General features: G+C 67.4%; 7 protein-coding genes and 2 pseudogenes. 2 read left to right on the top strand and 7 right to left on the bottom strand.

Features of this window, described 5'->3' with window-relative positions; all coding sequences use genetic code 11:
- The 7 genes and pseudogenes from WS61_RS34935 to WS61_RS18310 all read right to left on the bottom strand — a co-directional run.
- Window positions 1–1,916: ESPR-type extended signal peptide-containing protein (locus WS61_RS34935; RefSeq protein ID WP_257127289.1), on the bottom strand; the 1,916-nt coding region annotated here is incomplete at its 3' end.
- Between the two features lie 962 nt (window positions 1,917–2,878).
- The gene (locus WS61_RS18285) at window positions 2,879–3,781 is read right to left on the bottom strand and encodes a hypothetical protein (protein ID WP_059502140.1); all 903 of its coding nucleotides are present in this window, start codon (window positions 3,779–3,781) and stop codon (window positions 2,879–2,881) included.
- Window positions 3,782–3,882: 101 nt separating this feature from the next.
- Entirely contained in the window at window positions 3,883–4,101 is a 219-nt protein-coding gene (locus tag WS61_RS18290; RefSeq protein WP_006480563.1) for a hypothetical protein, read from the bottom strand.
- 236 nt (window positions 4,102–4,337) lie between these two features.
- The gene (locus tag WS61_RS18295) at window positions 4,338–4,988 is read right to left on the bottom strand and encodes an NADPH-dependent FMN reductase (protein ID WP_059502143.1); all 651 of its coding nucleotides are present in this window, start codon (window positions 4,986–4,988) and stop codon (window positions 4,338–4,340) included.
- Between the two features lie 311 nt (window positions 4,989–5,299).
- Window positions 5,300–5,605, bottom strand: a complete 306-nt coding sequence (locus WS61_RS18300; protein WP_059502145.1) for an NIPSNAP family protein — start codon at window positions 5,603–5,605, stop codon at window positions 5,300–5,302.
- A gap of 216 nt (window positions 5,606–5,821) precedes the next feature.
- A pseudogene (locus tag WS61_RS18305) lies at window positions 5,822–7,193 on the bottom strand (DUF3999 domain-containing protein).
- Entirely contained in the window at window positions 7,190–10,147 is a 2,958-nt protein-coding gene (locus tag WS61_RS18310) for a DUF2339 domain-containing protein (RefSeq protein ID WP_059502147.1), read from the bottom strand. Before WS61_RS18310 ends, WS61_RS18305 begins: the two are co-directional and overlap by 4 nt.
- Before the next feature lie 52 nt (window positions 10,148–10,199).
- On the opposite strand from WS61_RS18310, the pseudogene WS61_RS18320 reads away from it, so the two are divergent.
- Both WS61_RS18320 and choW read left to right on the top strand, forming a co-directional pair.
- A pseudogene (locus WS61_RS18320) lies at window positions 10,200–11,923 on the top strand (glycine betaine/L-proline ABC transporter ATP-binding protein).
- Window positions 11,916–12,812 carry a choline ABC transporter permease subunit gene (gene choW / locus WS61_RS18325; RefSeq protein WP_059502151.1) on the top strand — a complete coding sequence of 299 codons (897 nt, stop codon included), beginning with the start codon at window positions 11,916–11,918 and terminating at the stop codon, window positions 12,810–12,812. Before WS61_RS18320 ends, choW begins: the two are co-directional and overlap by 8 nt.
- The last annotated feature ends 11 nt before the right edge of the window (window positions 12,813–12,823 follow it).

A 12,823-nucleotide genomic window follows, 5' to 3' on the forward strand; every position in this document is an offset into this window, starting at 1 on the left:
ATCGAGCTGTTGGCCGTGGACAGGCCAGTCGAGGTCGAGGTCGAGAGCGACGTGATCGAGCTGTTGGCCGTGGAGAGACCAGTCGAGGTCGAAGTCGAGAGCGAGGTGATGGAGCTGTTGGCCGTGGACAGACCCGTCGAAGTCGAGGTCGAAAGCGACGTGACGGAGCTGTTAGCCGAGCTCAGACCGGTAGACAGCGAGTTGATGCCGCTCGAGGTCGACGTGGACAGGGACGTGATCGAGCTGTTGGCCGACGAGAGGCCCGTCGATGTGGAAGACGAAAGCGACGTGACGGAGCTGTTAGCCGAGCTCAGGCCGGTAGACAGCGAGTTGATGCCGCTCGAGGTCGACGTGGACAGCGACGCGATCGAACTGTTGGCCGACGAGAGGCCCGTCGACGTGGAAGACGAAAGCGACGTGACGGAGCTGTTAGCCGAGCTGAGGCCGGTGGACAGCGAATTGATACCCGTCGAAGTCGAAGTCGACAGCGACGAGATCGAGCTGTTGGCCGACGAGAGACCCGTCGACGCCGAAGTCGACAGGCTGCCGATCGCGCTCGTGGTCGTGCTCATGCCGGTGCTGAGCTGCGCGACGGTGACGGCGTCCTGCGGAGCCGAGCCGTCGGCGACATTCGTGATGCGGCGCAGCGCGCTCGCGCTGCCGACCGACACTTCCGACAGCGGCGCGGCGCTGCCCGTCAGATAGCCCGTTCCGGTCGGCGCAGCCGTCCCGGTGACGCTTCCCGCGCCGAGCGCGACGCTGGACGCATACTTCGCGTTGCTGCCTGCGCCGAGCGCAAGCGCACCGGTACCAGTCGCCGTTGAGCCTGTGCCGAACGTCGTCGCGTTCGTGCCGCTGGCCGTGGAGCCGACGCCGATGACTTGCGCGCCCGTGCCGGTGGCGAGCGTGCCATTGTTGCCGATGGCGATCGAGTTCATGCCGTTGGCGGCAGTTTGGGCGCCGATCGCCGTCGAGTCTTGGCCCGTGGCCGCCGCACTGGTGCCGAGTGCCAGCGAATCGCCGGACCCCGACGGCGACGTCGCGGTTGCGCCGTTCCCGATTGCGATCGTGGTGCCGGAGAAAGCGGTGCCTGCGTTCGCGCTGTTGCCGATCGCGATGCCGCCACCCGTGCCCGTATTCGAACCGGCGGTTGCCGATTGACCCAGGGCGACCGACGAGACGCCGCTTGCCGTCGCGCCATCGCCTTGCGCGATGCCGTACGCACCGTTGACGGTCGCACCACGGCCAACAGCAATACCCGACGTGGCGGTCGACGCGACGGACGACTGCCCGCCGATCGCGATACCGTCCGACGCGGCGGACTGCGCGCCCTTCGTCGCGTTGCTGCCGATGGCGACTGCGCCCGCGCCCGAAGCGATGGTCGAGTTTGCTTGCGACAGCGGCGTCGTTCCGTTGCCGCCCGCGCCGCCGATCGCGACGGAGTTCAGCGCATTTGCAGTCGAGCCGAAGCCGAGTGCGGTCGCACCGGCGCCGCTGGCGGTCGTTTCGAGGCCGGCCGCGACGCCCCAGAGTCCAGCCGACGACTGCATGCCGGTGGCGACGGCGCCGTTGCCGGTCGCCTGCGCGAACGACCCATATACCGTGACGCCCGTCCAGCCGTTGCCGTTGGAGTTACAGCCAGCCACGACCGAGTACGTTCCGGAGCCGTCGCCGGCCTGGTTTTGCGTGCCGCCCGGGTTGACGCGGCCGACCGCGCCGTTGCTTCCCGTGAAGCAGGTTTGCTGTGTGTTGAGCGTATTGGCTTCGGCCAGCCCGGGCAGGCCGATCGCCAGAGCTGCGACGGCGGCGACCACCACGGCCGACTTGTTCGGCTTGCCCCGGGCCGAATCGTTTTCCGATGCCGCGACCCAGGCGCCAAGGGCTTCGTTCCAGATCGAGCGGTATGTGCGGTTCATGTCCTGCTACCTCCAAATGTGCACGCAACACACCGGTCTCTTTCGTTAGAGGATTACTCCGTGCGCTCGCGCGAATCTCAAAAATTGATGGGCGGAGTTTATTGGAGGTGGATTTTAAAGATTGACAAACAGTGATAAATGAGGTGTTTTTAAAGTTAAAGAATGGTTAATGCATCGTGTTTTGATGCGTCTTGTATGAATGAATTTGAAAGATGGTCGAACGTTCGATGTAGGGGACGTAGGCGGCTGCCCCGTCAAAAAATTTACCTTTTAAATCAATGGCTTAATTGGATTTTGTACGGTAGGTCACACACCGGACCGCTCAAAAAGTAAGACAAATGAAATAGCGAACGTTTGCGGGGCGCCGAAGTCTTTCATGTTTGTAATGTAAGTCGATGTGCCGGGATATAATGCTGCAGGCATTTAATTAACTTGTTAATATTTTGGTTTTGACAGGATTTGAGTTTGTATTTTGTAGTTATCTGATAATTGAATTTATCCGACTCGGAGGGAATTGAATTATGCCGATATGCGCATCCCGGCCGGCGCAGTGGCCCGCGCGGCGGGCATTCCGGGCCGCACGGTCGGTGGAAGTTGTAAAAAAGTGCTACGGAGCGCAGAGGCGAAACAATTCGCGTCAATTTATCGGATTTGTCCTATTGACGATTGCATCAAAGTCGGCGTTAAGGCGGAATAGGCGCACATGCCGGAGTCGAGTTGGCGCGCTCGCGGCAGGCGTTTCGCGTGATGGTGACAGGACGTCAGATATCGCGGGTCAGCGTCGGGTCGGCGCCGCCTGAAATGTCAGATCCGGGCGCGGCAATTTGCCGCCCATGCCGTGTGCGTGCTGGCGTGTCGAAGAAAAATAGGGATGGATTGAATGTGTCGGACACGCCACATTCGGTCCCGGGGCGTGGACTGAATCAGGCGCTTGCCGCATGACCGGCGGCAAGCGCCCGACTTTACTTCTTCATGAACCGCAGCGCGAACCGCGCCATCCGCGGCACGAACATCGGGCGCAGCAGGCGCTCGTCGTAACCGGCCATTCGCCGGTCGTTCTCCGCGAGACACAACTCGATCAGTTCGCGCGGATTCAGCGCATCGCCGATGTCGGCGGTGCTCGTTGCCGGGAAGTTCGCGTCGTGCGCGACGCCATCGGCGTCAATGCCGCGCGCAATGCCGATGCGTTCGCGGATCAGGTGCGCCCATACGGCCGCGACACGTACGAAGAACCACGGCCGGCGCCACCACGGCAGGTTGCGCCAGTGCCACGCGAACCAGTTCACGAAGAACAGGATGTGGCGGCCTTCTTCCTGGATCACCGGTTCGAAGGTTTCGACGAGCTCGGGCGGGAAATAGCCGGAGCGCTGCGCGGAACGGAACAGGCCGAACGCGAAGAAGCTGTCGATGCACTCGCTGAAGCCCGTGACCATCCATGCCCATTCGGCATGCTTCGGCGCCGGGTAGGCCGGCTCCGGCGCGAGCGCGATGCCGTACGCCTCGACGAGCTTCGACAGCACGACCTTGTGGCGGGCTTCCTCGCCGCCGTCCATCTCGAGCGCGCGGCGCAGCAGCGGATCGTCGACCGTCGCGGCGTAGGTCGCCACGCGGATCGACGCGCGGCCTTCGGTTTGCACCGCGATGTCCCAGATCGGCAGCGACGTGAGCCGCCTGAGTTCGGCCGGCTGGAGCGCCGGCCAGTCGATCACGGCCGGCTTGTACGGGTTGTGTGTGTCGAGCAGCATCCGACAGAACATCTGCTTGTGCGCATCGGAACCGATTCGGACCGGGCCTTGCCTCTCGAAGGTCCAGTTGCGCATCGCGTGATCTGCGGCTGCATGCTCTTCGTGCAGCGTGTCGGTCATGGCTATTGTTATGCGATTACGGATCGAAAGATTCTTGCACAGCTTCCGTCATCGCGTATTTTCGAGTGGCCATGGGCACGCCGGCCCCGCGCGCGTCGCGGTCACGCGTTCGTGTCGACCCAGAGGCGGCCCCAGCGTGACGCGTAGGCGAGGGCGTGTTCTTCCTCGAAGAAGAAATCGATTGCGTCGAACGACACGGAGCGCGGCGACGGCCCGCCGCTCGCGCGTTCGATCGTCAGGTTGGCGGCGAACAGCCCGTTCGGCAACCGGGCGGCAGCGGGAGCGACTTCGTAGCCCTTGTAGCGGATCGTACGGTTCATGGGGTGGCGCGCAAAAAAGTTCGGACTTTCAGCGTACGAAAACGGGCCGCCTGCGTGAACCAATCTTTCGGCCAATGCAAATTACGCGGGGGGCTGAATCGTTATCGGGGCGGTGCGCGGGAAGAGGGCTTTCGGCAGGGGCGGCGACACGCCCGGCACATCGCCGCGCGTCGGAAGACGCGCCGCGCGACCCCGTCGAATCCTGTCGACCGAAGGCGCGCGGCGGAATGCGGAAGTTACTGGTTGGCGACTTTCAGCACGGGAGCGAGCGCATCGACCGATGCCGCATGCGAGGCCGCACGATGCGACGCGAACGCGAGCGCGAATTCGGCGGCTTGCGCACCGACCGTCTCGAGTTGTGCGACGACCTTCGGATCCGAGCAGCTATCGGCGCTTTCGAAGCGGGTTTCGAGCGTGTTGACGGTGGCGCCGAACGGCGTCGGCCAGCCGCGCAGCGCATGGACGATCGAGCGCAGCGACGTCAGTACGGTGCCGGCCGCCTGCCAGCCGTACGCGGTGACGATCAGGCCGACCGCACGGCCGTCGAGATACGGGCGATCGTCCGCGCGCAGCTCCTCGAGCGTGTCGAGCGCGTTCTTCACGAGACCGGACACGCCGCCGTGATAGCCGGGCGTGGCGATGATGATCGCGTCGGCCTGGCGCACGGCGTCGATCAGCTCGCGCTGCGCGTCGGTCAGCGTTTTATGTTCGGGCGCGTAGTGCGGCAGCGTATGCAGGAACGGGCCGTCGAACAGGCGCGTGCGCGCGCCGGCGGCTTGCGCGCCGCGCAGTGCGAACGACAGCGCGCGTTCGGTGGACGACGCGGCTCGGGTGGTCCCGCCGATGCCGACGACGAACGGGCGGCGGTGTTGATCGAATGCAGTCAAGGGGCGCTCCTCGGGAATGGCTTGCCCGGCTAAGCACAGGCTTAAAACCAGATGGTAACGACCCGGTCGCCACTCTGAAAACGACTTTTCGTTCTATCGATATGCCGCGCGGCGACGGCAAGCGTGTGCGCGGCCCCGCAGATCGATAGCAGAAATGCTTGGTTGGGACGGTGCGCCACGGTCGATAAGATGGGCTCGTCTCCTCCATGATGTCTCTACTGACATGGGTTGGCCCCGCCGCGCGGATGCTGGCGGGGCTTTTTTTCGTCCTCGGCCGGAAAACGGGGCGCGATGCGTAGGGGCGCGGCCCGTTACTCGAACACCGGCCGGAAGAAGCTGCGTTCGTAGCTGACGATGCACCGCGTTTGCTCCGCGTAGCGGAACGCGGCCTGGCAGGCGGGATCGTCCTTCGAGCGTTCGCGGTAGCGCTCGTAGTCGGCGAGGCTCGGGAACGAGAACATCGCGAGCGCGATGTTGCTCGCGCCTTCGGACGGCAGGAAGTAGCCGTGATGCGTGCCGCCGAACTGCTCGACGAGCGGAATCCACATCTTGCCGTAGGTTTCGAATTCGACGAGTTTGTACGGATCGACGACGTAGCGAAGGAAGCAGGTGATCATGGGCACTCGCGGGGGTGACGGAGCGGCGAGTCTGGAGCGCGGGGCGGCACGTGTCAACGGCGAGCGCGCCGGACAGGCCCATCATCACGCGACTTCATCGCACGACGCGTTGCTTGCGCGGGCAACGATCGATGCTTCGATGCGCTTGCCGTGACGTGCACGCGGCATCGGCGCGATCGATATTCGTTCCGTCCGCCAGCCGCGTTACCCCGGGATTTACTCGTCGCGGCTGTGCGTCTCGCCGCCGCCTTTCGCGAGGCGCCATGCGATCGCGCCGAGCACGCCGACCGCGACGATCAGCGCGCCCCACAGCACGTAGCGGCGCCCGGCATCCGCATCGGCGGCTGCCGCCGGCACGACCGCCGACGGCAGCGCCGCGCCGACGCGGGCGGGCCGCACTGCGGGCGGGCCGCACTTCCGGCACCATGCCGACCAGCAGTGCGTCGCGGCTCACGGCCGACGATGCGAGCGACGCGTCGCCGACGCCGAGCGTAAACGGCGGCGTGCCGCGCGCGACGAAGGTCAGCGCGGCCGGATGCCAGCCGAGCGCGACGGCCGGCTGGCCGCCGCCGAGCCCGCCGTTGCGCATGTCGACGACGATTCGCCATGCGCGATCCGTGTTCGCGACGAACTCGAGCGGCGGATTGAGTTGCTCGCCGCCCTTGCCCTGCAGCCGGAACAGCACGGCGGCCGCGACGTCGCGCCACGGCGCCCGCGCATCGGCGCGGCTTTGCAGCGTCGCGCGCGCGACGGTGTTCGGCTGCGGCAGGTCGATGCGCACGCGGTCGACCGGATACGCGCCGTCGGTGTCGAACAGATACTCGCCCGGCGCAGCGCCGGCGCGTATCCGCACGGCGTCGCGCCACTGGCGCGGCACGGACGCCGTGTCGACGCCGCGCGCGTCGCGCGGATGCGTCTCGACGTCGACCGACGCGATCGACGGCGCGCCGTCGGGCCAGTCCAGCCGAAGGTAGCGCGGCGCCGCGCCGTCGAGCGCGATGCGCTCCTGCACCAGCATGTCGTTGCCGCGGCCGACCTTCAGCAACTGCGTGCTGCCGAGCGGCCGCCAGGTGCGCAGGTCGTCGCTGGCTTCGACGGACACACGCCCCTGGTAGCTGTCGTCGCCCACGTGTACGAGCAGCGCGTCGATGCTGCCGTCGGCATGCGACAGGTCGACGAGGTCCGCGCCGTGCCGGGTGCGCGAAGGCGTCGCGATGGCCGCGCGCAGCGCGCCGTCCGGGCCGACCGTCACGCCGGGCGGCGCGTTGCCGTTCTCGGCGCGCGCGGGTGGCAGCGGGAACCAATGCACCGGCGTGCGGGACGGCGGCACGGCGGCCGCAGCCGCGGCGGGTGCGTCGAGCGAGTACGGCACCGGCTCGCCCGCGCCGTTGAAGATGCGCACATCGCCGAGATCGTCGCGCCGGCTCGCCGCATACACGGGCTGAGGCACGGTGAGCTGGTAATACGCGGCGCTGCCGTCGAGGTCGAGCGCGAAGCGCTGCATCGCGCGTCCGGCGTTCGGTGCGCCGTCGGCCGCCGCGAACGACGCGAGCAGGCTCAGCCCGAGCAGGGCGGCGCGTCGTTTCATGGCCGGCCGCCTTGTTGCGCGGCGGCCTTCGGCGGCAGCGGCGAGAAATAGCCGATCAACAGCAGCAGCACGCCGATGCCGATGAACGACACGATGCGCTCGATGCCGGTGACGTGCGACAGGTCGAACAGGAACAGCTTGACGACCGTGAGCGCGAGCAGCGCGGCGCCGACGAACCACAGCGGCCGCAGCCCGCGGCGCGTGGCCCAGATCGTGATGGCGAGCGCGCAGACCGTCCAGTACACGGACACCGACGCCTGCACGAGCGTCGATTCGGCCATCGCGCCGAATGCGTACGGCACGCCGGCCCAGTGATGCAGCGTGCGCAGCATCAGCACGTTGAACCACAGGAACACGGTCGCGATCGCCAGATAGCCGACGACGCGCGGATGCCACGCGATGCCGAGCGCTTTCAGGCGACGCAGCCACGCGGCGAACGCGACGAAGACGAGACCCTGCGCGACGTCGAGCGGATTGAGCAGCGGCAGCCAGAAGAGCGGCGCTGCGTCGCCGTCGCTCACCGTGCTGGCGAGGCTCCACAGCCACAGCAGCGCGGCGAGCGGCGCGGCCCCCCACACCTGATAGGCGCGCGGGAATGCCGCGACGGGCCAGCGCAGGCGCGAGCCCGGGCCCGACACGACCAGGAGTAGCGCGCCGAAGCCGTACGCCCATGCGCTCCAGCTCCATGCGCCTTCCGGGACGAACGCGCGCAGGCGCCAGAACCCTTCGAGCGCCAGCAGCCCGCCCAGGGTCCAGAACGTCAGCGTATGCAGCGGCGCGAGCATGCGTGCTGCAACGGAGGGCGTCACACCCCGCGCGTCGGCGGCGTCGGTCGTGCCGCGCGACTGGCGCCACAGCAGCGCAAATCCCGCGCCGATGGCCACAGGCCACGCGAACGCGCCCATGCCCGACAGCGGCGCTTCGTGCGCATCGAACGCACGCAGCGCGAGCAGCGCCAGCACCGGTGCGAGCGCGAGCGCGGGCCATTCGGCGAGCGGCCACGCGAGCCGGCGGCGCGCGGCGTGCGCGAGCCATGCGGTGCCGGCCGCGAACAGCGCGGTCGTATCGACGACGAAGCGCTCGGCATGCAGGTCGACGTGTCGGCTCGCATGGACGAGGATCTCGTGCAGCCCGCCGCTGACCCACCACAGCAGCCCCCACGCGGCGGCCGCGACGCCGATCTCGGGCATCCATGCATGCCATGCGCGCGCTTCGCCGCGCCCGTGCAGCCACCAGCCGGTGAACAGGCCGGCGAGCGCGATCAGCAGCATCGCGATATACGGGCTGTTGAGCACCGGCAGCGCGGCCGTGTCGGCCGGGCCAAGCAGGCTCGTGAAGAACGCGCCGGCCGCGGCGACCTGCATCAGCAGCCCGAAGCCGAACGGCAGCAGGCGTTTCTGGCGCACGCCGAGCCACACGACGGCTGCGCCTTCGATGGCCCACGCGGCGCTGGTTGTCGGCCCCGAGAACGCGAACGGCACCGCGAGCGTCGCGAAGATGACCGCGAGCGCGAGCATCGATTCGAACAGCAGACCGAGGCGATCGCGGCGCCGCGCGAGCCATGCGGCCACCGCGACGTAGAACGCCGACAGCGCGACCGCGCTCCATGCAAGCCCGAACGGCATGCCTTTCACGAGCGACGCCTGCAGCGCGGTCGCGACGATCGGCGTGCCGAACACGAGCGTGCCGTCCACATAGTGTCGCAGCGCGAGTTCGCGTTTCACCGCATACAGCAGCGCGATGCCGACATACATCAGGAAGAACAGGACGAGGAACGGCTCGGTACTCGCGAACAGCGCGGGGCGATAGGCCGTCACGCCCCACGCGGAGCCGATCGTGAACGTGAACACGAAGCCGAGCAGGTTCAGCGGGCGCCAGGCCTTGAACCACGCGATCGCGAAGATGCCCGCGTTCAGCAGTGCGTAGTAGCCGAACAGCGCGACGTGGTTGCCCTGGCCGGTCGACAGCAGGATCGGTGCGAGGAAGCCGCCCGCACTGCCCATGAACGCGAGCGGCAGCGCGTTCTGCCGCACCGCGAGGAATGCGCTCAGCGCGCAGACCGCGATCATCAACGGGAACGCGGCGCCGACGGGCAGCAACGCATCGAGCCTGGTCGCGGCGAAGATCGTCAGGTACAGGATGCCGACGCCGCCGCCTTGCAGCACGAGGCCGTATGCGGCGCGGCGCGCACGCACGCGCCAGCCGATCGCGAGCAGCGCGGCCGCCGCGAGCGCCGTGCCCGCGAGACGGAATTCGATCGGCAGCATGTCGTTGTCGGCCGCGTACTTGAGCAGGAACGCGACGCCGAAGAACAGCACGACGATCCCGACACGCACGACCGTGTTGCCGCCGAGCAGCCAGTCGCGCGCGGCGCCGAACGCGCGTTCGGCGATGCCGGGTTCGCGCGGCGCGGGCGGTTCGGACGGAGTGGCAGGTGCGCTGGCGGTGGTGTCGGCTTGAACGGACGCAGCCGCGGCGCGTGCCGCGGTGGCCGGTGCGGGCGGTGTAGTGGGCGCCAGCGTCGAAGGGGATGCCGGCGTGCCTACGCGTGCGGCGGCAGGTCGTGGCGCGGGCGGTGTCGGGAAGTGCGTCGGCAGCGGCGCGGAGGCGGCGTCGGCCGCAGCCGTTGGCGCGATGCCACCGGATGTCGCCGTCCCGGCCTTCGCGCCCGCCAGTTGAGCGCGCAGCGCGTCGAGTTCGCGCGTGAGCATGTCGACGGTGGCTTCGAGGCGCGCGACGCGATCGGCGAGCGGTAACGGGGTGGGAGGCGGCGCGGAGCTGGCCCATGCGTCGGGCACGGCGCGCCGGCTCTGCAGCTTGCGTTGCCGCAGCGCGTGCCCGACCCAGAACCCGGCGGCGGCCCCGAGCAGCGCGCCGCTCGCGGCCGGGAAATCCCCGATCAGGGCGGCGATGCCGCCCACGACGAAACCGATTACGGCGAATGCCCAGTTCAACGCCTTGCTCCCTCTCACTATCGTTATCGTCCTTCGATCGGGATCGCACCGGATCGAGGCGGTTTCAGCACGGCCGGCAGGCGAACCGGCATGCGCGCGCCATGCGGCTGGCGCCTTCGTGCGAAAGGCCCGCGGCAACGTCGCGATCGGCGTGTTTGCGGCGAATGTATCACAGCGTGCCTGCCCGGATTTCCGCGGTTGGCGCGGTATCGCGGCGTGCGCCGTTCGGTGTCGCCATACGGCTTTTTGCACGGTCATGCTTTTTATTGACGAATGCGATGCGCGTTTTCGTCTGAGTAGATGCGCGCCGGAACGGACGTCAACTTGTCGGAAAGCGACGCGTGCCGAATGCGGCCTGGCGCAAAATCCCATGTGCCGTTCGCCGCGCTGCTGCGCACAAGTCCGAAGGGCGATGCCCGTCGCAGCAGGCCGAGCGCGTATTGCGCCGCCGCAAAGGGCGGCGCGGCCCGCCGGACGGGGCTGGCGGCCGTGTCGTATTTGCGCAAGCGTTTGTCGTAATTCGTCGGCAGGCCGGGGTTTTTTCTGGCAACTATGTAGGCACGCTATGACAAGCGCGAGTCCCCGTTACACGAGGAGAAGGTTTCGATGGATGCCCCCAAGGTTGTGGTCGAAGGTCTGTGCAAGGTGTTTGGAAGCAATCCGCAGCAGGCGCTCGACATGCTCGCCGCCGGCGCGACGAAGGACGATGTGCTCAAGCGCACCGGTCAGGTCGTCGGCGTGCACAACGTCTCCTTCGATGTGCAGGAAGGCGAAATTTTCGTGCTGATGGGCCTGTCCGGTTCCGGCAAGTCCACGCTGATCCGCCTCGTGAACCGGCTGGTCGATCCGAGCGCCGGCAAGGTGCTGATCGACGGGCTCGACGTCGCGTCGGCGCGCCGCTCGGCGCTGACCGCGCTGCGCCGCAAGGACATGAGCATGGTGTTCCAGTCGTTCGCGCTGATGCCGCATCGCACCGTGGTGTCGAATGCCGCGTTCGGGCTGGAAGTCGCGGGCATGGGCAAGAAGGAGCGCGAGCGCCGTGCGATGGAAGTGCTCGAGCAGGTCGGCCTGGCGCCGTTTTCGCACAAGCTGCCGTCCGAGCTGTCGGGCGGCATGCAGCAGCGCGTCGGCCTTGCCCGCGCGCTGGCCGTGAACCCGTCGCTGATGATCATGGACGAGGCGTTCTCCGCGCTCGATCCGCTCAAGCGCCGCGAAATGCAAGACGTGCTGCTGCAACTGCAGAAGGACCAGCGCCGCACGATCATGTTCGTGTCGCACGATCTGGAGGAGGCGCTGCGCATCGGCAACCGCATCGCGATCATGGAAGGCGGCCGCCTCGTGCAGGTCGGCACGCCGCAGGACATCATCGCGAACCCGGCCGACGATTACGTGCGCGCGTTCTTCGACGGCATCGACACCAGCCGCTACCTCACCGCCGGCGACCTGATGCAGACGGGCGCCGTGCCTACCATGTCGAAGTGCGATGCCGCGAACGTCGCCGCGTCGCTGAACGGCAGCGCCGAATACGCGTTCGTGCTCGATGCGCAACGCAAGATCCGCGGCTTCGTCACGCGCGATGCGATCGGTCAGGACACGCCGTCCGTGCGGCCGATCGAAAGCATCCGGCGCGATGCGTCGCTCGAACACGTCGTCGCGCGCGTGGTCGCGAGCCCGAATGCACTGCCCGTCGTCGACGACGACGGCTGCTACTGCGGCTCGGTCGATCGCGCGCTCATCCTGAAGGCCATCACGCGTTCGCGAGGTTCCCATGTCTGAAATGATTCCGCTCGGTACCTGGGTCGACCAGTCCGTTCACTACCTGCTCGACCACGACGCGAAGACGTTCGACGCGATCGGTCGAGCGATCGAGGGGCTCGCGGCATTCGTCGAGCATGGCCTGCAGGCGATCCCGATGTGGCTGATGATGGCGATCTTCATCGGCGTCGGGCTGTGGCGGGTGGGCTGGCGCTTCGCGCTGTTCACCACCGCGTCGCTGCTGCTGATCTTCGCGACCGGCTTCTGGGATCAGACGGTCATCACGCTCGGCCTCACGCTGTCGTCGACGATCATCAGCCTCGTACTCGGCATCCCGCTCGGCATCTGGGCCGCGAAGAGCAAGTGGGTCGCCGCGATCGTGCGCCCGATCCTCGACCTGATGCAGACGATGCCCGCCTTCGTCTACCTGATTCCGGCCGCGATGCTGTTCGGTCTGGGCCGCGTGCCGGGGATCCTGTCGACGGTGATCTTCGCGATGCCGCCCGCGGTGCGTCTCACGAGCCTCGGCATCCGCCACGTGAACCGCGAGATCGTCGAAGCCGGGCAGGCGTTCGGCTGCACGCCGTGGCAACTGCTGTACAAGGTGCAGTTCCCGAACGCGCTGCCGTCGATCATGCAGGGCGTGAACCAGACGATCATGATGGCGCTGTCGATGGTGATCATCGCGTCGATGGTCGGCGCGGGCGGCCTCGGCAACGACGTGCTCGCGAGTATCCAGCGTCTCGACATCGGCCTCGGCTTCGAAAGCGGTCTGTCGGTCGTGCTGCTCGCGATCATTCTCGACCGCATCACCGAGAGCTTCGGCCGCGCGCCGGGCACCGCGAAAGCGCCGCTGTTCTCGGGCCTCAAGCAGCTCTTTCGCGTGAAGGCCGAGCCCGCGCAGGCCTGATCCCCGGCGGC

The organism is Burkholderia sp. ABCPW 11, from assembly GCF_001523445.1.
Lineage (GTDB): Bacteria > Pseudomonadota > Gammaproteobacteria > Burkholderiales > Burkholderiaceae > Burkholderia.